16 protein-coding genes are annotated in these 19,795 nt (G+C 59.3%); 15 read left to right on the plus strand and 1 reads right to left on the minus strand.

Going from position 1 to position 19,795, the window contains the following annotated elements:
• Positions 1-7 precede the first annotated feature (7 nt).
• Positions 8-280: a 30S ribosomal protein S20 gene (rpsT, locus tag INT39_RS09890; protein WP_193073729.1), complete on the minus strand. Its 273-nt coding sequence runs from the start codon at positions 278-280 to the stop codon at positions 8-10.
• 169 nt (positions 281-449) lie between these two features.
• Here rpsT and murJ point away from each other — a divergent pair, with 169 nt between their 5' ends.
• From murJ to imuA, 15 genes are all read left to right on the plus strand, one after another.
• A complete protein-coding gene (gene murJ / locus INT39_RS09895) occupies positions 450-2,018 on the plus strand; it encodes a murein biosynthesis integral membrane protein MurJ (protein WP_193073730.1) in 1,569 nt (522 codons plus the stop codon).
• A gap of 85 nt (positions 2,019-2,103) precedes the next feature.
• Positions 2,104-3,042, plus strand: coding sequence for a bifunctional riboflavin kinase/FAD synthetase (gene ribF / locus INT39_RS09900; RefSeq protein WP_193073731.1), 939 nt, complete (start codon positions 2,104-2,106; stop codon positions 3,040-3,042).
• Between the two features lie 11 nt (positions 3,043-3,053).
• Complete coding sequence (gene ileS, locus INT39_RS09905; protein WP_193073732.1) at positions 3,054-5,885, plus strand: isoleucine--tRNA ligase; 2,832 nt, start codon at positions 3,054-3,056, stop codon at positions 5,883-5,885.
• A complete protein-coding gene (gene lspA / locus INT39_RS09910) occupies positions 5,878-6,372 on the plus strand; it encodes a signal peptidase II (protein ID WP_193073733.1) in 495 nt (164 codons plus the stop codon). Before ileS ends, lspA begins: the two co-directional genes overlap by 8 nt.
• Positions 6,373-6,451: 79 nt before the next feature.
• A complete protein-coding gene (fkpB, locus tag INT39_RS09915) occupies positions 6,452-6,889 on the plus strand; it encodes an FKBP-type peptidyl-prolyl cis-trans isomerase (protein WP_193073734.1) in 438 nt (145 codons plus the stop codon).
• A gap of 35 nt (positions 6,890-6,924) precedes the next feature.
• Positions 6,925-7,872, plus strand: a complete 948-nt coding sequence (ispH, locus tag INT39_RS09920) for a 4-hydroxy-3-methylbut-2-enyl diphosphate reductase (RefSeq protein WP_193073735.1) — start codon at positions 6,925-6,927, stop codon at positions 7,870-7,872.
• A gap of 275 nt (positions 7,873-8,147) precedes the next feature.
• Positions 8,148-11,672: a DNA polymerase III subunit alpha gene (dnaE, locus tag INT39_RS09925; protein ID WP_193073736.1), complete on the plus strand. Its 3,525-nt coding sequence runs from the start codon at positions 8,148-8,150 to the stop codon at positions 11,670-11,672.
• A 115-nt stretch (positions 11,673-11,787) separates the two neighbouring features.
• Complete coding sequence (gene accA, locus INT39_RS09930; RefSeq protein ID WP_193073737.1) at positions 11,788-12,744, plus strand: acetyl-CoA carboxylase carboxyl transferase subunit alpha; 957 nt, start codon at positions 11,788-11,790, stop codon at positions 12,742-12,744.
• Positions 12,745-14,085, plus strand: coding sequence for a tRNA lysidine(34) synthetase TilS (tilS, locus tag INT39_RS09935; RefSeq protein WP_193073738.1), 1,341 nt, complete (start codon positions 12,745-12,747; stop codon positions 14,083-14,085). It abuts the gene before it with no gap.
• Between the two features lie 106 nt (positions 14,086-14,191).
• Positions 14,192-15,826: a CTP synthase gene (locus INT39_RS09940; protein ID WP_193073739.1), complete on the plus strand. Its 1,635-nt coding sequence runs from the start codon at positions 14,192-14,194 to the stop codon at positions 15,824-15,826.
• Positions 15,827-15,835: 9 nt separating this feature from the next.
• On the plus strand, positions 15,836-16,681 hold the full coding sequence (gene kdsA / locus INT39_RS09945) for a 3-deoxy-8-phosphooctulonate synthase (protein ID WP_193073740.1): 846 nt from the start codon (positions 15,836-15,838) through the stop codon (positions 16,679-16,681).
• 57 nt (positions 16,682-16,738) lie between these two features.
• Positions 16,739-18,028, plus strand: a complete 1,290-nt coding sequence (gene eno / locus INT39_RS09950) for a phosphopyruvate hydratase (protein WP_193073741.1) — start codon at positions 16,739-16,741, stop codon at positions 18,026-18,028.
• A gap of 27 nt (positions 18,029-18,055) precedes the next feature.
• On the plus strand, positions 18,056-18,331 hold the full coding sequence (gene ftsB / locus INT39_RS09955) for a cell division protein FtsB (RefSeq protein WP_193073742.1): 276 nt from the start codon (positions 18,056-18,058) through the stop codon (positions 18,329-18,331).
• Positions 18,324-19,016, plus strand: coding sequence for a 2-C-methyl-D-erythritol 4-phosphate cytidylyltransferase (gene ispD / locus INT39_RS09960; RefSeq protein ID WP_193073743.1), 693 nt, complete (start codon positions 18,324-18,326; stop codon positions 19,014-19,016). The genes ftsB and ispD overlap by 8 nt, the downstream gene beginning before the upstream one ends.
• Before the next feature lie 172 nt (positions 19,017-19,188).
• Positions 19,189-19,794: a translesion DNA synthesis-associated protein ImuA gene (imuA, locus tag INT39_RS09965; protein WP_193073744.1), complete on the plus strand. Its 606-nt coding sequence runs from the start codon at positions 19,189-19,191 to the stop codon at positions 19,792-19,794.
• Position 19,795: the final 1 nt, after the last annotated feature.

Here is a 19,795-nt window from a genome sequence, read left to right on the forward strand (position 1 = left end):
ACGCGAATCAGGCGGCGGTAGCCATGGCCTTGATGTGTGCGTTCAGACGGCTCTTGTGGCGAGCGGCCTTGTTCTTGTTGATGATGCCTTTGTCAGCCATGCGGTCGATGACCGGAACGGCAGCGGTGTAGGCAGACTGTGCTTTTTCGAGGTCTTTGGCGTCAATCGCCTTGACTACGTTTTTGATGTACGTACGAACCATGGAGCGCAGGCTTGCATTGTGATCGCGGCGCTTCTCGGCCTGCTTGGCGCGTTTCTTGGCTTGAGGTGAGTTGGCCACCGTCGTGCTCCTCAGAAAATCAGTGAATTAGGGTATAAATAAGGTCGCGTACTGTGCCGCAGACCTCGGATAATGTCAAGCGCCGGAGTGATCAAACATCGGTCTCCCCGTCGAAGTGTCCAATTCTACCCGGTTAGCGCTATCATCGCGCTTTTATCTGGCGAAATACATGACTGATACAACTCCCCCTGCCGCACCAGAGCGCAAGGCGCCCAGTCTGCTGCGATCCGGCATGGTGGTCAGCATCATGACCATGCTCTCTCGCGTGCTGGGAATGGTGCGTGATGTGGTGGTGGCAGCGTACTTCGGTTCAAAGTCCGAAGCGGACGCTTTTTTCATCGCTTTCAAGATTCCCAACTTCCTTCGACGTTTATTTGCCGAGGGTGCGTTTGCCCAGGCCTTTGTACCTGTGCTGTCGGAGTACCGCACCCGCTTCACTCTTGCTGAAGTGCAGAATCTGGTGAACCGGGTGAGCGGTACCCTGGGTATGACGCTGGCGGGAATAACGCTGCTCGGGGTGGCCGGCGCGCCGCTGCTGATCATGCTGTTTGCACCCGGTTTTCATGGTCAGACGGAAAAGCTCGCGCTGGCCACGGACATGCTGCGCATCACCTTCCCTTACCTGTTTCTGATTTCGCTGACGGCGTTGTGTGGCTCCATTCTCAACAGCTATGGCCGTTTTGCGGTGCCGGCCTTTACGCCGGTATTGCTTAACCTGAGCATGATCGGCGCGACTTTGTTCATGACGCCGTATTTCGATCGGCCGATCATGGCGCTGGCCTGGGGTGTATTTATTGCTGGCGTCGCGCAGCTGTTGTTCCAGCTGCCGTTCCTGGCGCAGATCAAATTGCTGCCGGTGCCGCGTCCGGACCGGCATCATGAAGGTGTGAAGCGCATCATGACGCTGATGGTGCCGGCGTTGTTCGGTGTCTCGGTAAGCCAGATCAACTTGCTGCTGGATACGGTTCTGGCGTCATTTCTGCAGACCGGCAGTATTTCCTGGTTGTACTACGCCGACCGGCTGTCGGAGCTGCCACTGGGTGCCTTTGGTATCGCCATCGGCACGGTGATTCTGCCGGCCCTGTCCCGCCAGCATGCCGGGGAAGACCCCAGGGCCTTTGCTGCCACCCTGGATTGGGCTGTGCGCATGGTCTTGTTAGTGGGGGTTCCCGCAGCCCTGGCATTGCTGCTGTTGGCTGAGCCATTGATCGCAACCCTGTTTCACTACGGGGCCATGACCGAGCGTGACGTAGTGCAGTCGGCCAACGCCCTGCGGGCCTACGCGGTGGGAGTGATGACCTTCATGTTGATCAAGGTGCTGGCGCCCGGTTATTTCGCTCGTCAGGATATGAAAACCCCAGTGAAAATTGCCATCTTCTGCATGGGTGCAAATATGGTCTTCAATCTGATTCTGGTCTGGCCGCTGGCACATGCCGGGCTGGCGCTGGCAACGTCGATGTCGGCTCTGCTCAATGCCGGGTTGCTTTGGTGGGGGCTGCGCAAGGCGGGTATCTATCAGGCTCAGCCCGGCTGGCCGCTGTTCATGCTGCGGCTGGTCCTGGCTTGTATGGCGTTGGCGGTGGTGGTGCTGTGGTTGGCACCGGCCGTGGAGCAATGGTTCCTTTGGGGTTGGCAGCAGAAGGTCTGGCAGATGACCATTCTGGTGGCGGCAGGTATCGGCGTCTTTGTCGCCACTCTTGTAGTGAGTGGGTTGCGAATGAGGCATCTGCGGTCTTAGGAGACTGCCAGTCTTCCCCAATGACGCCAGCCCTCGTAACCCTGTATACTTCACGGCTTTGACTCATCTGCCGATAACGAGTGTTATGGAACTGGTCCGCGGCCTGCATAATCTGCGCCCCCGTCACCGTGGGTGCGTGGCGACAATTGGTAATTTCGACGGCGTACATGCCGGGCATCAGGCAATTCTCAAGCGCCTGAGTCGTCATGCTGCGCGCCTGGGGTTGCCGGGTTGCGTGGTGATTTTCGAGCCGCAACCCAGAGAGTACTTCGCTCCGCACGGTGCGCCTCCACGCCTGACGCGTTTGCGCGACAAGCTCGCGCTGTTGGAAGAGCAGGGCGTCGACCGGGTGCTGTGTCTGGCCTTCAACCGTCGCTTGCGAGAGCTCAGCGCCGATGAATTCATCCAGCAGGTGCTGATCGAAGGTCTTGGCGTCAAGCACCTCGAAGTCGGTGACGATTTTCGCTTTGGCTGTGATCGCGCCGGTGATTTCGAGTTGCTGAAAGCCAGCGGCAAGCGCAGCGGCTTTACCGTCGAGTCGGCCAATACCGTTGCCGAAAGTGGTGAGCGTATCAGCAGCAGTCGTGTACGCCAGGTGTTGGCTGAAGGTGACTTTGCCCAGGCCGAGCGCCTGCTGGGTCGCCCGTTCAGTATTACCGGCCGGGTGTTGCATGGCCAGAAGCTGGGTCGGACTCTGGGCGCACCGACTGCCAACGTCCAGCTCAAGCGCCTCAGTGCGCCGCTGAGCGGGGTATATCGGGTCAGCGTCGAGCTGGACGGTATCAACCAGATCGGTGTGGCCAATATTGGTACCCGTCCCTCGGTGAATGGGGATGGTCAGGCGCATCTGGAAGTCCACCTGCTGGATTTCAATGGTGACCTCTACGGGCGCCGTATTACCGTGGTATTCCATGAAAAACTGCGTGACGAACAGAAGTTCGGCTCGCTGGATGATCTGCAAGCTGCCATCAAGGCCGATTTTGCCACCGCACGGGCCCAGTGGGCCGCCGAACTGAACAAATGAGCCAGGACAAGATGACTGATTACAAAGCGACGCTGAACCTGCCCGCCACGGACTTTCCGATGAAGGCCGGCCTGCCGGTCCGCGAGCCGGAAACCCTGAAACGTCTGGACAGTCTCGGTCTCTACCAGAGAATCCGGGAAGTCAGCCAGGGTCGCCCGCAGTTTGTGCTGCATGATGGCCCGCCCTATGCCAACGGCAGCATTCACATCGGTCACGCGGTCAACAAGATTATCAAGGACATGATCACCCGGTCCAAGACCCTGTCCGGTTTTGATGCGCCCTACGTCCCGGGTTGGGATTGCCACGGCCTGCCGATCGAGCACAAGGTTGAAACCACCTTCGGCAAGAACCAGCCGGCGGACAAGACCCGTGAACGCAGCCGCGAATACGCCAGCAAGCAGATCGAGGGGCAGAAGGACGACTTCATCCGCCTCGGCGTGCTGGGTGACTGGAGCAATCCCTATAAGACCATGGACTTCTCCAATGAAGCGGGCGAAATCCGTGCATTGGCGAAAATGGTTGAAGGCGGCTATGTGTTCAAGGGGCTGAAACCGGTCAACTGGTGCTTTGATTGCGGCTCGGCGCTGGCCGAAGCGGAAGTCGAATATCAGGACAAGAAATCCGACGCCATCGATGTGGCTTTTGCCGTCGAGGATGCCGATAAGCTGGCCGCCGCCTTTGGTCTGGACAGTTTGCCCAAGGCCACCAGCGTCGTCATCTGGACCACCACCCCCTGGACCATCCCGGCCAACCAGGCGCTGAACGTTCATCCAGAATTCATCTATGCGTTGGTTGATACCGGCGACAAGCTGCTGGTACTGGCCGAAGAGCTGGTTGAGTCCAGCCTGCAGCGCTACGGTCTGAGCGGTGAGATCATCGCCCGTTGTGAAGGTGTGGCGCTGGAGAGCATCCGCTTCCGCCACCCGTTCTATGAGCGCTTTTCGCCGGTGAACCTGGCGGATTACGTTGAGACCGGTGCTGGTACCGGTATCGTCCACTCATCCCCGGCCTATGGCGAGGAAGACTTCCGTACCTGCAAACAGTACGGCATGGAAAATGATGACATTCTCACGCCGGTGCAGAGCAACGGTGTCTATGTCAGTGACCTGCCGTTCTTCGGCGGCCAGTTTATCTGGAAAGCCAACGCCAATATCGTCGCCAAGCTGGAAGAAGTCGGTGCGCTGCTCAAGCATGAGCCGATCGAGCACAGCTACATGCATTGCTGGCGCCACAAGACGCCGCTGATCTACCGCGCCACAGCGCAGTGGTTCGTCGGTATGGACAAGGTTGCGCATGATGGCAGTTCCCTGCGTCGTCGCGCTCTGGATGCTATCGAGAACACGCACTTTGTCCCCGCCTGGGGTCAGGCGCGCCTGCACGGCATGATTGCCGGTCGCCCGGACTGGTGTATCTCCCGTCAGCGCAACTGGGGTGTGCCTATCCCGTTCTTCCTGCACAAGGAAAGCGGCGAGCTGCACCCGCGTACCACCGAGCTGATGGAAGAGGTGGCGCAACGCGTCGAGCAGGAGGGCATCGAAGCCTGGTTCAAGCTCGACGCTGCAGAGCTGCTGGGTGATGAAGCGGCGCAATACGACAAGATCAGTGACACGTTGGACGTCTGGTTCGACTCTGGTACCACCCACTGGCACGTCATGCGTGGCTCGCACCCCATGGGTCACGATGAAGGTCCGCGTGCCGACCTGTATCTGGAAGGCTCCGACCAGCATCGTGGCTGGTTCCATTCGTCCCTGCTGACTGGGTGTATGATCGACGGGCACGCGCCTTATCGGGGCCTGCTGACCCACGGCTTCGTGGTCGATGAGAATGGCCGCAAGATGTCCAAGTCGCTGGGCAACGTGGTCGCTCCGCAGGAGGTCAACGACAGCCTGGGCGCCGACATTCTGCGTTTGTGGGTGTCCTCGACCGACTACTCCGGTGAGATGGCTGTCTCCAAGCAGATTCTGCAGCGCAGCGCCGATGCCTATCGTCGTATCCGCAATACCGCGCGCTTCCTGCTCTCCAATCTCAACGGTTTCGACCCCAAGCAGCACGCCCTGGCACCCGAGCAGATGCTCGATCTGGACCGCTGGGCAGTGGATCGTGCGCTGTTGTTGCAACAGGAAATCAGCGAAGCCTACGACACCTACAAATTCTGGAACGTCTACCAGAAGGTGCATAACTTCTGCGTGCAGGAGCTGGGCGGCTTCTATCTGGATATCATCAAGGACCGCCAGTACACCACCGGTGCCAACAGCACTGCGCGGCGCTCCTGTCAGACCGCCATGTACCACATTGCGGAGGCGCTGGTGCGCTGGATCGCGCCGATCCTGGCCTTTACTTCCGAAGAGCTCTGGCAGTATCTGCCGGGCGAGCGTAACGAGTCCGTGATGCTCAACACCTGGTACGACGGCCTGACCGCGCTGCCAGATAACAGCAAACTGGATCGTGCTTTCTGGGATCAGGTGCTGGCGGTGAAGATCGCCGTCAACAAGGAACTGGAGAACCTGCGCAACGCCAAGGTGCTGGGTGGCAACCTGCAGGCTGAAGTGACCCTGTATGCGGACGATCAGCTCAGTGCCACTTTGGGCAGGCTGGGTGATGAGCTGCGTTTTGTTCTGATCACTTCTGCCGCTCGGGTCGCACCGCTAGCCGACGCCGGTGAAGATGCTGTGGCAACCGAGCTGCCGGAGCTGAAGCTCAGCATCGTCAAGTCAGCACATAGCAAATGCGTACGCTGCTGGCATTTCCTGCCGGACGTGGGCAACCATGCTGAGCACCCGGAAATCTGCGGTCGCTGCGTAGAGAATATCGAAGGGCAGGGCGAGGTTCGCCAGCATGCCTGAGGCGCGTCGCAGCGGCTTGGTATGGCTATGGCTCAGTACCGTGATCATCGCGCTGGATCTGCTGAGCAAGTGGGTTGCCGAGTCGAGCCTCAGCCTGTATCAGCAGGTGCCGGTGATCGACGGTTTGTTCAGCTTCATGCTGGCCTATAATACTGGCGCCGCCTTCAGTTTTCTGTCGGATGCGGGTGGCTGGCAGCGCTGGTTCTTTGCCGCGGTCGCGGTGGGCGTCAGTATCATGCTGCTGGTCTGGCTGTCCCGGCTGGCCCGGGATAAGTGGCTGGAAGCAATGGCGCTGAGCCTGATTCTGGGTGGCGCGCTGGGTAACCTGTATGACCGCATGGTGCACGGCCATGTGGTGGATTTCATTCTGGTGCATTGGCAGCAGAGCTGGTTCTTCCCAGCATTCAATATCGCCGACAGCGCAATCACTGTAGGGGCGGCGCTGATGATCTTGGACATGTTCCGGCCCAAGGCGAAAGTCGCGTAAATTCGGCAGCCTGCATTGTTGCAGGAGGAGTGACCGGAACGCCGCAACACCGGATATATTCAATCTAGAGATTCGAACCATGACTGATATTCGCATCAACCACGACACCGAAGTTACCCTGCACTTCACTCTGAAATTGCCAGGTGGTGACGTAGTCGATTCCACCGTGGGCAAGGCTCCGGCCACCTTCAAGGTGGGGGATGGCAGTCTGTTGCCGGGTTTCGAGAGCAGCCTGTTCGGCCTCAAGGCCGGTGATCAGCGTACGTTCGAGATCGAGCCGGAACGGGGTTTTGGCCCTGGCAGTCCGCAGAACATTCAGACCGTGCCTCGCAACCAGTTCAACGAAATGGAACTGGAGCCCGGCCTGCTGGTCATCTTCAAGGATGCCGCTGGCGGCGAAATGCCTGGCGTGGTCAAAGCTATTCATGACAGCGTCGTCGAAGTGGACTTCAACCATCCGCTGGCCGGCAAGGTCATCACCTTCGAAGTGGAAATCATCGGGGTGAAGGCGGCCTGAGCCGACCTACATCCATGACTCAATCGAGGCTTCCCATGCAGATCAAACTGGCCAACCCGCGCGGCTTCTGTGCCGGCGTCGATCGTGCCATCGAAATCGTCAATCGAGCGCTGGAGGTGTTCGGTCCGCCGATCTATGTGCGCCATGAAGTCGTGCACAACAAGTTCGTCGTTGAAGACCTGCGTAATCGCGGGGCGATCTTTGTCGATGAGCTGGATGAGATCCCCGATGACGTGATCGTCATCTTCAGTGCTCACGGCGTATCCAAGGCAGTGCGTGATGATGCCGCTGCCCGCGGTTTGAAAGTGTTCGATGCTACCTGCCCGCTGGTCACCAAGGTGCATATGGAAGTGGTGCGCTACAGCCGTGATGGTCGGGAGTGCATCCTCATCGGACACGCTGGCCACCCAGAAGTGGAAGGCACCATGGGGCAGTATGACGCCAGCAGTGGCGGCGCCATTTATCTGGTGGAAAACGAGGAGGATGTTGCCCGACTGCAGGTTGAAGATTCGTCACGACTGGCCTTCGTCACCCAGACCACGCTGTCCATGGATGATACCGCTCGGGTCATCGATGCTTTGCGTGAACGCTTCCCGGCTATCGACGGCCCGCGCAAGGACGATATCTGCTACGCCACCCAGAACCGCCAGGATGCGGTCAAACAGTTGGCCAACGAATGTGACCTGGTGCTGGTGGTCGGCAGCCCGAACAGTTCCAACTCCAACCGCCTGCGTGAGCTGTCCGACCGCATGGGTACCCCGGCCTATCTGATTGACGGTGCTGATGAGATCCGTCCTGAGTGGCTGGAGAATGTGCGCAATATCGGCGTCACTGCCGGTGCTTCCGCTCCGGATGTGCTGGTGCAGCAGGTTATTCAGCACTTGCGCGACAGTGGTGCCGAGAGTGTCGAGGAGCTGGCGGGGCGGGCAGAAAATATCGTCTTCAGCATGCCGAAGGAACTGCGGGTAGTCGAAGTACAGTAAGCGGAGCACGAACGATCGAGGCCGGAGCCCGTACTCGGTTGTCGATGGCTCCCATGCTCTGCGTGGGAGCCTGCGCCGTGGACGCTCCAGCGTCCGGGCCAACAGCCTGCACCACGGCAAGAGCGGGACGCAGAGCGTCCCAGTAGTATTCGGGGCGTGGGAACGATCGAAGAGGGCAATTGCTCGACGCGGGCAATAAATCTCATCACTGGCCCCGAGCTTGCCCCACCGTTACAATCAATCGGTTAACTCCCCACCCCTGAATCAGGATAGATATGAGCGTTTCCTTCATCCATCTGCGTGTCCACAGCGAATACTCCCTGGTCGATGGCCTGGTACGAATCAAGCCATTGATCAAGGCGGTGGGTGGCGCTGGGATGCCGGCGGTGGCGGTGACCGATCAGCACAACATGTGCAGCCTGGTGAAGTTCTACAAGGCTGCCATGGGTGCCGGCATCAAACCGATTTCCGGTGTGGATATCTGGCTGACCGATGCGGAAGATGAAAACCATCTGAGCCGAATGACCCTGCTGGCTATGGATCGACAAGGCTATCGCAACCTCACTGAACTGATTTCCCGTGGATACACGCATGGCCAGCGCAACGGCCAGGTGACCATTCGCCGCGAATGGGTGGCCGAGGCAAGTGAAGGCGTGATCGCGTTGTCCGGTGCCAAGGAGGGGGAGATTGGTCAGACCTTGCTGTCCAGCGATCCGGCGCACGCCGATGAACTGCTGCAGTACTGGATGGGCGTTTTCCCGGGGCGATTCTATCTGGAACTGCAGCGCACCAAGCGTCCCAATGATGAAGAGCACCTGCATGCTGCGGTGGCCTTGGCGGGTCGCTTCAGTTGCCCGGTGGTGGCGACCAACGATGTGCGTTTCATTTATCGTGAGGATTACGAAGCTCACGAAACTCGCGTCTGCATCGGTGAAGGCCGCGCACTGGGTGATCCACGTCGGGTCAAGCAGTACAGCGAAGAGCAGTATCTGAAATCACCCGAGGAAATGGCTGAACTGTTTTCGGATATTCCGGAAGCGCTGGCCAATAGTGTGGAAATTGCCAAGCGCTGCAATATCGACGTGCAGCTGGGTACCTACTTTCTGCCTGAGTTTCCCGTCCCTGACGGCATGACCATGGATGACTATTTCCGCAAGGTCTCGCTGGAAGGCTTGGAAGAGCGCTTCAAGGTGGTCTTGCCGCCGGACTCGGAAAACTATGAAGAACGCCGCCAGGTCTACTTGGACCGGCTGAAGTTCGAACTGGATATCATCATCCAGATGGGCTTTCCCGGTTACTTCCTGATCGTCATGGACTTCATCAAGTGGGCCAAGAATAACGGCGTGCCGGTGGGGCCGGGCCGGGGGTCGGGAGCGGGGTCGCTGGTCGCCTATTGCCTGTTGATCACCGACCTTGATCCGCTGCAATACGATCTGCTGTTTGAACGCTTCCTCAACCCGGAACGGGTTTCCATGCCGGACTTCGATATCGACTTCTGCATGGAAGGCCGTGACCGGGTCATCGAGTACGTTGCCGAGACCTATGGTCGCAATGCGGTATCCCAGATCATCACCTTCGGTACCATGGCCGCCAAGGCGGTGGTGCGTGATGTGGCGCGGGTGCAGGGTAAATCCTACGGGTTGGCCGACAGGCTGTCGAAGATGATTCCCTTCGAAGTCGGCATGACCCTGGCCAAGGCCCACGAGCAAGAAGAAATCCTCCGCGATTTTCTGGTCGCCGATGAGGAAGCCCAGGAAATCTGGGATATGGCTTTGAAGCTGGAAGGTATCACCCGCAACGTCGGCAAGCATGCCGGGGGTGTGGTAATTGCGCCGACCAAGCTGACCGACTTCGCGCCCTTGTATTGCGACGAGGCGGGGGAAGGGCTGGTAACCCAGTTCGATAAGGACGATGTCGAGTCTGCCGGTCTGGTGAAATTCGACTTCCTCGGTCTGCGCACCCTGACCATCATCGACTGGGCGATGGAGACCATCAATCGTATCCGTGCCGAAGAAGGCAAGGATGTGTTGGATATCAACTTCATCCCGCTGGATGACGCGCCCACCTATCACATGCTGCAGAAGGCCGAGACCACGGCGGTGTTCCAGCTCGAATCGCGCGGTATGAAGGAGCTGATCAAGAAGCTCAAGCCCGACTGTCTGGAAGACATGATTGCATTGGTGGCCCTGTTCCGTCCGGGACCACTGCAGTCAGGCATGGTTGATGACTTCATCAACCGTAAGCACGGCCGCGAGCAGATTTCCTATCCGCATCCGAATTATCAGTATCCGGGACTGGAGCCCGTCCTCAAGCCGACCTACGGCATTATCCTGTATCAGGAACAGGTGATGCAGATCGCCCAGGTGATGGGCGGCTACACCCTCGGCGGTGCGGACATGCTGCGCCGCGCCATGGGCAAGAAAAAGCCCGAGGAAATGGCTCAGCAACGGCAGATATTCCTTGAGGGTTGCAGTGGTAACAATATCGACGCTGATCTGGCGGGCAACATCTTCGATCTGGTGGAGAAGTTTGCCGGTTACGGTTTTAACAAGTCGCACTCGGCGGCCTATGGTCTGGTGTCTTATCAGACCGCCTGGCTGAAGGCGCATTACCCGGCGCCCTTCATGGCGGCGGTGCTCTCGGCAGATATGCACAACACCGAGAAGGTGGTGACGCTGATCGAGGAATGCCGCAGCATGAAGCTGCGGATGAAGGCGCCGGATGTGAATATTTCTGAATACAAGTTCACCGTGGATGACAGTGGCAGTGTGGTCTACGGTCTTGGTGCCATCAAAGGCGTGGGCGAGGGCCCGGTGGAAACCATAGTGCAGACTCGGCAGCAGGGCGGACCTTTTGCCGACCTGTTTGACTTCTGTGCGCGAGTGGACCTCAAGCGGATCAACAAGCGGGTTATGGAAGCGCTGATTCGTTCCGGCGCGCTGGACGCCATGGGGCCCTTCTTCGATACCGAACCTCAGGCCTATTTGCAGAAGGTGGATCGCAACCGTGCGGCCCTGGCCGCCGCCATGGAGGAAGCCATTGCGGCGGCCGAGCAAACCCTGCGCAGCGCGGACAGTGGGCATGAGGATCTGTTTGGCGACCTGCTCGGGCCAGCGGCCGAGCGGGATGTGTTTGAAGTCTATCGCAACGTGCGTGAATGGACCTTCAAGGAACGTTTGCGCGGCGAAAAGGAAACGCTCGGATTGTATCTGACCGGCCATCCCATCGATGAGTACGAAAAGGAAGTCCGGCGTTTCGCTCGTCAGCGCATCATCGACCTCAAACCCTCGCGGGATTCGCAGACCATTGCCGGGCTGGTATTCGACCTGCGGGTGATGAAAAGCAAGCGCGGCGACAAGGTCGGCTTCGTGACGCTGGATGACCGTTCGGCGCGCGTTGAAGTATCGCTGTTCGCCGAGGCTTATCAGGCTGCGCAATCGCTGCTGCAGAAGGATGCCTTGCTGGTGGTGGAAGGCGAGGTGGCGGTGGATGATTTTTCCGGCGGCATGCGCGTGCGTGCCAAGCGGGTAATGAGTCTGGAGGAAGCCCGCACCTCACTGCTGGACAGTGTGCGGATCAATCTGGATACCAGCCAACACGGTCCGGAATGTCTGGGCCGGTTGGCTGGGGTGCTGCAGCAATACAAAGGTAATTGCGCGGTAACCATCGAGTTGCAACGCCCCGATGCGCAAGCCCTGCTGCGTCTGGGTGAAGCATGGCGGGTCGAGCCCGCCGATGACCTGGTGCAGACGCTGCGTGACCAGCTGGGCAAAGGCAGCGTCTCTCTGCATTACAGGTAAAGCAGAATTTGGACATTCTCACGGGGTGCGCCTGCTCGACGCAGGCATGGCAATCCCGTAAGGTAACGCAAAAAACAGGATGCCCCGATTGGGGCCACGCGGATAATCGACGCTTATGAGCAAGAGCCAGAAATACCTCGAATTTGAACAGCCGATTGCCGACTTGCAGGCCAAGATCGAAGAGCTGCGTCTGGTGGGCAGTGACAATTCGCTGAACATCACTGAAGAAATCACTCGTCTGAAGGACAAGAGTCGTTCGCTCACCGAGAGCATTTTCTCCAACCTGTCGAGTTGGCAGGTGACGCAGATGTCGCGGCATCCTCAGCGCCCTTACACGCTGGATTACATCCGCCATATCTTCACCGACTTCGAAGAGCTGCATGGTGATCGACATTTCGCCGATGATGCTGCCATTGTCGGCGGCATCGCGCGCCTGGATGGTCGTCCGGTGATGGTTATCGGTCATCAGAAAGGCCGCGATGTGAAGGAAAAGGTGCGTCGCAACTTCGGCATGCCCAAGCCTGAAGGGTATCGCAAGGCCTGCCGCCTGATGCAGATGGCTGAGCGTTTCAAAATGCCCATCCTGACCTTTATCGACACCCCCGGTGCATATCCGGGTATCGACGCTGAAGAGCGCGGACAGAGCGAAGCCATTGCCTGGAACCTGCAGGTCATGTCGCGCCTGAAGACCCCGATCATTTCCACCGTTATCGGTGAAGGTGGCTCCGGTGGTGCGCTGGCTATTGGCGTCTGTGACCGCCTGATGATGCTGCAGTATTCCATCTATTCGGTGATCTCCCCGGAAGGCTGTGCCTCGATTCTGTGGAAGAAGGCGGAGAAAGCCTCCGATGCGGCCGAAGCCATGGGTGTTACTGCCGCACGGCTGCAGGAACTGGGTCTGGTGGATAATCTGATCCCCGAGCCGCTGGGGGGCGCGCATCGCGAGCCGGAAGAGATGGCGGCCCGACTCAAGGCGCAGTTGCTGGCTGAGCTGGACAAGCTGGAAGGTCAGTCTGCCGATGAGCTGCTGGACAGCCGTTACGAGCGACTGATGGCCTTCGGTATCCAGTAAGTGTTCAATCTGCAGGGGCTGCTTGAACAGCTGGCACCCTGCATGGATGCCCCGGTCTGCTGGCTGGGGCTGTCCGGCGGTCTGGACTCCATGGTGCTGCTGGATGCCATGGTGCAACTGCATCAATCACATTCTCTTCCTCCCCTCAAAGCCATCCATGTACATCACGGCCTGCATACCGATGCAGATCAGTGGGCGGAGCATTGCGCGCGTGAGTGCGCGGCTCGCGGTGTGGAGTTGCATGTCGAAAGAGTGTGTCTGGCGTCGGCGGGCAGTATCGAAGAGCTGGCAAGGGACGCGCGGTACTCGGTATTCGAGCGGCTGATGGGCCGTGACGACTGTCTGCTGTTGGCACACCACCGCGATGATCAGCTGGAAACCCTGTTGTTTCGCGTGCTGCGCGGTACCGGATTGAGAGGTCTGGCCGGCATGCCGCGCAGTCGCGCGCTGGGCGCCGGGCAATTGTTGCGACCGCTGTTGTCCTGGGAGCGGAGAGAGTTATACGACTGGGCCAGCGAGCAACCGCTGAGCTGGATTGAAGACCCGGCCAACGCCGATCCCCGTTATGCCCGCACCGCATTGCGTCATGCGTTGTTGCCTGATCTGCGTCGGCGATGGCCGGCAATGCCCGAGCATCTGCTGAGGCTGGCCGAGCATGCGGAGGAGGCCAATCAGTTGCTGGACGAGCGGGCGAGCGAGGATCTGCAGCTGGCCCAGGGCATGCTGACGGATATCTGGCTGACGGCCTGGCCCAGTCTGGATGTGGCGGCAGTCGCTGCGTTGACTCCGGCACGGCAAAAGAATCTGTTGCGCTACTGGTTGCACGCCAATGGCATGCGGCTGCCTGATCAGCGGCATCTGCACAGCCTGATGATTCAGCTGGGCGCTGCGCAGGACACTCAGCCGGTGGTGCAACTGGGCCAGGCACAGCTATACCGTTCGTCAGGTCGGCTGTGGTTATTACCGACGGGCGGTGTGCCCGCCGGTATCGAACAGCAGCTGACGCACTTTGCCGATACGGCATTGGTGGCCGGTAATGGCTGGCTGCGCATGGCGCCCGGTGGCGGTGGTATTGCCGCGCGGCAGGGTGCCTGGCGAATTGACTATCGCCGAGGCGGCGAGCAGATCAAACTGCCCGGTCGGCCGCACCAGATGTTGAAAAAACTGTTTCAGGAAGCCGGTATTCCGGCCTGGATACGCCCGGCAATCCCGTTGCTATACTGCGACGATCGGCTGATTTCGGTGGCCGGACGCTGGAACGCCGAAGGGGCGGACGCCGGGGCGGATGATACTGGCTGGGCGGTGACATGGGAGCCGGGTTTGATGCCGGTTTTGGATTGAGCAAATCCAGGCTGTCTGGTATCCTGACTTCCCATCTTGACGAGACTTTGGTCTCCCTTCGGTTCCCTGCGGCTACGGTCGCCTAACTTCAATCTACGGATTTTTCATGACGCGCTACATCTTCGTCACGGGTGGTGTTGTATCTTCTTTGGGCAAGGGCATCGCCTCGGCATCCCTGGCGGCGATTCTCGAAGCACGTGGCCTCAAGGTCACCATGCTCAAGCTGGATCCCTACATCAACGTGGATCCGGGAACCATGAGCCCGTTCCAGCACGGTGAAGTCTTCGTCACCCATGATGGTGCCGAGACTGACCTGGACCTGGGCCATTACGAGCGCTTCATCCGTACCCGCATGACCCAGAACAACAACTTCACCACCGGTCGCGTCTATGAAGACGTGCTGCGCAAGGAACGTCGGGGTGATTATCTGGGCGCCACCATTCAGGTGATTCCGCACATTACCGACGAGATCAAGACTCGCATCATCCGTGGTGCCGGCGATGCCGATGTGGCCATGGTCGAAGTGGGTGGGACCGTGGGTGATATCGAGTCGCAACCTTTTCTTGAGGCCATCCGCCAGCTGCGCCTGGAAGTAGGCGCCAAGCGTGCCATGCTGATGCACCTGACGCTGGTACCCTACATCGCTACTGCCGGTGAAACCAAGACCAAGCCGACTCAACATTCGGTCAAGGAACTGCGCTCCATCGGCTTGCAGCCTGACGTGCTGGTGTGCCGCTCCGATCATCCGATCGATCTGGCCTCGCGGCGCAAGATTGCGCTGTTCACCAACGTCGAAGAACGTGCGGTGATCAGTCTGCCCGACGCCGATACCATCTACCGTATTCCCGGCATCCTGCATGCCCAGGGTCTGGATGATTACGTCGCCGAGCGCTTCGGTCTGGAGTGTGACAGCGCCGATCTGTCCGAATGGGAGCGGGTGGTGGATGCCAAGCTGCATCCCGAGAAGGAAGTCACCATCGCCATGGTCGGCAAGTACATGGAATTGCTGGATGCCTACAAGTCGCTGATCGAGGCGCTGAGTCACGCCGGCATCCAGAGCCGCACCAAGGTCAATGTGCGCTATATCGACTCGGAAACCATCGAGGAGAATGGCACTGGCCAGTTGGAAGATGTGGACGCCATCCTGGTACCTGGCGGCTTCGGCCTGCGTGGCGTGGAAGGCAAGATTGCCGCCGTTCGCTATGCCCGTGAAAACAAGATCCCGTATCTGGGCATCTGTCTGGGTATGCAGGTGGCCGTCATTGAGTTCGCTCGCAACGTTCTCGGCTGGGCAGACGCCAACTCCACTGAATTCGACAAGACCTCGAAGCATCCGGTGGTGGGTCTGATCACTGAGTGGCAGACCGCGACCGGCGAAATGCAGACGCGCGACGAGTCCTCCGATCTGGGCGGCACCATGCGCCTGGGCGCTCAGGAGTGCGCCTTGGAGGCAGGCAGCAAGGCCCGTGAATGCTATGGCGAGGACGTGATTGTCGAGCGTCATCGTCACCGTTATGAGGTCAACAACAACCTGCTGGCCGAACTGGAAAAGAGCGGTTTGAATGTGTCTGGCCGGTCAATGGATGGTGCCTTGGTTGAAATGGTCGAAGTGGCAGATCACCCTTGGTTTGTGGCTTGCCAATTCCACCCGGAATTCACCTCCACACCACGTGATGGCCATCCGCTGTTCAGCGGTTTCGTCAACGCGGCGCTGCAGCAACGCGCCGGCAAGAAAGCCTGAGGAAACGTCATGGCCCAGAAAATTGTTCGCGTTGGTGATATCGAGATTGCCAACGATAAGCCGTTCGTGTTGTTTGGCGGCATGAATGTGCTGGAATCCCGTGATCTGGCCATGCGCATCTGTGAAGAATATGTGGCGGTGACCGAGAAGCTCGGCATCCCCTACGTGTTCAAGGCCAGTTTCGACAAGGCCAACCGTTCGTCGATCAATTCCTACCGGGGGCCGGGCATGGAAGAAGGTCTGAAGATCTTTCAGGAGATCAAACAGACCTTCAATGTGCCGGTCATCACCGACGTACACGAGCCGCATCAGGCTGCCCCGGTGGCCGAGGTGTGCGACATCATCCAGCTGCCGGCGTTCCTGTCCCGGCAGACCGATCTGGTGGTGGCCATGGCGAAAACCGACGCTGTGATCAATATCAAGAAGGCGCAGTTTCTGGCGCCCCATGAGATGCAGCACATCTTGAGCAAGTGCGAAGAAGCCGGCAATGACCGGCTGATTCTCTGCGAGCGCGGCTCCAGTTTCGGCTACAACAACCTGGTGGTGGACATGCTCGGCTTCGGTCTCATGAAGCAGTTCGAGTATCCGGTATTCTTCGACGTGACCCATGCTCTGCAAATGCCTGGCGGTCGCAGTGATTCGGCAGGTGGTCGTCGTGCCCAGGTTACCGATCTGGCCAAGGCCGGCATGAGCCAGGGTCTGGCCGGTCTGTTCCTGGAAGCGCACCCGGATCCGGACAATGCCAAGTGTGATGGTCCCTGCGCGTTGCGTCTGGACAAGCTGGAGCCGTTCCTGATCCAACTCAAGGCACTGGATGATTTGGTAAAAGGTTTCCCGCAACTCGAAACGGCCTGATTGCCAGGCAACCCCCTTTCAATACAAAGCATGTTTCAGATGGAGAAAGCAGCAATCATGGCGAAGATCATTGACATCAAGGGTCGTGAAGTACTGGACTCGCGTGGTAATCCGACCGTTGAAGCGGATGTGATTCTGGAAGGCGGCATCCTCGGCAGCGCTTGCGCTCCGTCCGGCGCCTCTACCGGTTCGCGTGAAGCGCTGGAGCTGCGCGACGGCGACAAGAGCCGTTACCTGGGCAAGGGCGTATTGAAAGCCGTTGCCAATATCAATGGTCCGATCCGTGACTTGCTGCTGGGTCGTGATGCACTGGATCAGTCGGGTCTGGATCGTGCCATGATCGAACTGGACGGTACCGATAACAAAGGCAAGCTCGGCGCCAATGCCGTTCTTGCAGTATCTCTGGCTGCTGCCAAAGCAGCGGCTCAGGCCAAGGGCGTGCCGCTGTATGCGCACATCGCTGATCTGAACGGCACCCCCGGCCAGTACAGCATGCCGGTGCCGATGATGAACATCATCAACGGCGGTGAGCATGCCGACAACAACGTCGATATTCAGGAGTTCATGGTGCAACCGGTCGGCGCGAAGACCTTCGCCGACGCCCTGCGCATGGGAACCGAGATCTTCCATCACCTCAAGGCAGTATTGCAGGGCCGTGGCCTGAGCACCTCTGTGGGTGACGAGGGTGGTTTCGCACCGAACCTGGCGTCCAACGAAGATGCTCTGGGTGCCATTGCCGAAGCGGTTGCCAATGCCGGTTACAAGCTGGGTGAGGACGTAACCCTGGCCCTGGATTGCGCAGCCAGCGAGTTCTACAAGGATGGGAAATATGACCTGGCCGGTGAAGGCAAGGCATTCGACGCTGCCGGTTTCGCCGACTATCTGGCGGGTCTGAGCCAGCGCTATCCGATCATTTCCATTGAAGATGGCATGGATGAGTCCGACTGGGCTGGTTGGAAAGTGCTGACCGACAAGATCGGCGAGAAGGTCCAGCTGGTGGGTGATGATCTGTTCGTGACCAATACCAAGATCCTCAAGCGCGGTATCGATGAAAAGATCGGTAACTCGATTCTGATCAAATTCAACCAGATCGGTTCGCTGACCGAGACACTGGAAGCCATTCAGATGGCCAAGGCTGCCGGTTTCACCGCCGTGATCTCGCACCGCTCCGGTGAAACGGAAGACCACACCATCGCCGATCTGGCTGTAGGTACGGCTGCCGGCCAGATCAAGACCGGTTCGCTGTGCCGTTCCGACCGGGTGTCAAAGTACAACCAGCTGCTGCGCATTGAAGAGCAGCTGGCGGGTAAGGCACCCTACAATGGCCGTGCCGAGTTCCGTGGCTGATAGTCGACTTCCGGGGAGGTTGCCTACTTGAAATGGCTCTGGCTGATTTCGTTGATATTGTTTGTCGGACTGCAATATCGTCTCTGGGTAGGCGAAGGCAGTCTGGCGCACGTCGCCGAACTCAAGCAGGACATTTCCAGTCAGCAGAGCGAGAACGAGAAGCTGCTTGAGCGCAATCGCGTGCTTACTGCAGAAGTCATCGAGCTGAAACAGGGGTTGGAAACCATCGAAGAGCGTGCCCGGCATGAACTGGGCATGGTCAAGGAAGGTGAAACCCTGTTCCAGTTGAGCGGTAATGACTGAAACCCAGCTGTCTTTCTGGGTGGTCATTCCCGCTGCCGGCGTCGGCTCGCGCATGCGCGCCGATCGTCCAAAGCAATATCTGCCCTTGAATGGGCGCTGTCTGATCGAACATACCCTTGACTGTTTTCTCGACCAGCCCGGATTGTCCGGCCTGGTAGTCTGCCTGTCGCCGGCTGATGAGTGGTGGCCGGAGCTAGCCTGCGCGCGTGATCCACGCATTACCCGGACCGATGGTGGTCGTGAACGCGCCGACTCGGTTCTCAACGGACTGCAGGCGCTCATGGCGCTGGGCGCAGCCGAGCAGGATTGGGTACTGGTGCATGACGCCGCCCGGCCCAATTTGGCTCACTCCGATCTGCGCAAGTTACTGCACACACTGCAAAATGACCCCATCGGCGGGCTGCTGGCCGTGCCGGTGCGCGATACCCTGAAACTGACCGGGCCGGACGGCCGGGTCAGTTCCACTCCGGACCGTTCACTGTTCTGGCAGGCCTATACCCCGCAGATGTTCCGCCTGGGGGCGTTGCGCGCCGCTTTGAGTAACGCCTTGGCGGCCGACGTAGCGATCACCGATGAAGCCTCGGCCATGGAATGGGCCGGTCAGGCACCACGCCTGGTCGAAGGCCGTGCAGACAACATCAAGGTGACCCGGCCGGAAGATCTGGAGTTTCTGCAGCGGCGTTGAGTTGATGACCACTCCAGGCATCCATTCATCCACTGCAGATTGACCGCGGTTAGGGGACTCAATATGCTGTATGTCTGTACAGTGTAATGGTGCCCCCCATGATTGGCTATTCCTTTTCTTTTTCCTTTCCGTTTGCGCAGACCGCCGCTGCCTTGTCCATGGAGCTGGGCCGATGAGTGCGGTGGTGTCGCTCGATGCCCTGTTGCGTCAGCAGCGGGTATGGAAAGGACGGGGCGAGGTCGCGCCGGCGGCAGCTCAACCCACCGGGCATCCGCAGCTGGATGCGCTGCTGCCTGGCGGTGGTTGGCCGGAGGCGGCGCTCAGCGAAATTCTGCTGGCGGCGCCGGGCGCGGGAGAGCTGCAGTTGTTGTGGCCGACCCTGGCGCGGCTGACCCGGGCTGGAGAGCGGATTGTGCTGGTGGCGCCGCCTCATATTCCCTATCCCCACGCCTGGCTCCAGGCCGGTGTCGATCTGCGCTGGATGACCTTGATCGATGCGCCCGACCGGGAAGCGTTGTGGGCGGCTGAGCAATGTCTGCGCTCGGGCAGTTGCGCTGCAGTGCTGTGCTGGCCGCAACGCATCAATGATCGTGGATTGCGCCGTCTGCAACTGGCGGCGGCCACCGGTCAGACCCTGGGGTTTGCCTGCCGTTCTCTGCGCGAGGCGGTCAATCCGTCGCCAGCCGCCCTGCGTCTGGCAGTGGATTGCCAGCCACGACAGGTGCGCGTGCTCAAATGCCGGGGCGCGCTGGTGCCGGGTCAGTCGGTTGCGCTCTGAG

The organism is Pseudomonas sp. FME51, from assembly GCF_014897305.1.

Excerpts from the sequence above, each read along its gene's own strand:
- murJ (WP_193073730.1), top strand. The coding sequence starts at position 450 with ATGACTGATACAACTCCCCCTGCCGCACCAGAGCGCAAGGCGCCCAGT.
- ribF (WP_193073731.1), top strand. The coding sequence starts at position 2,104 with ATGGAACTGGTCCGCGGCCTGCATAATCTGCGCCCCCGTCACCGTGGG.
- ileS (WP_193073732.1), top strand. The coding sequence starts at position 3,054 with ATGACTGATTACAAAGCGACGCTGAACCTGCCCGCCACGGACTTTCCG.
- lspA (WP_193073733.1), top strand. The coding sequence starts at position 5,878 with ATGCCTGAGGCGCGTCGCAGCGGCTTGGTATGGCTATGGCTCAGTACC.
- fkpB (WP_193073734.1), top strand. The coding sequence starts at position 6,452 with ATGACTGATATTCGCATCAACCACGACACCGAAGTTACCCTGCACTTC.
- ispH (WP_193073735.1), top strand. The coding sequence starts at position 6,925 with ATGCAGATCAAACTGGCCAACCCGCGCGGCTTCTGTGCCGGCGTCGAT.
- dnaE (WP_193073736.1), top strand. The coding sequence starts at position 8,148 with ATGAGCGTTTCCTTCATCCATCTGCGTGTCCACAGCGAATACTCCCTG.
- accA (WP_193073737.1), top strand. The coding sequence starts at position 11,788 with ATGAGCAAGAGCCAGAAATACCTCGAATTTGAACAGCCGATTGCCGAC.
- INT39_RS09940 (WP_193073739.1), top strand. The coding sequence starts at position 14,192 with ATGACGCGCTACATCTTCGTCACGGGTGGTGTTGTATCTTCTTTGGGC.
- kdsA (WP_193073740.1), top strand. The coding sequence starts at position 15,836 with ATGGCCCAGAAAATTGTTCGCGTTGGTGATATCGAGATTGCCAACGAT.
- eno (WP_193073741.1), top strand. The coding sequence starts at position 16,739 with ATGGCGAAGATCATTGACATCAAGGGTCGTGAAGTACTGGACTCGCGT.
- ispD (WP_193073743.1), top strand. The coding sequence starts at position 18,324 with ATGACTGAAACCCAGCTGTCTTTCTGGGTGGTCATTCCCGCTGCCGGC.
- imuA (WP_193073744.1), top strand. The coding sequence starts at position 19,189 with ATGAGTGCGGTGGTGTCGCTCGATGCCCTGTTGCGTCAGCAGCGGGTA.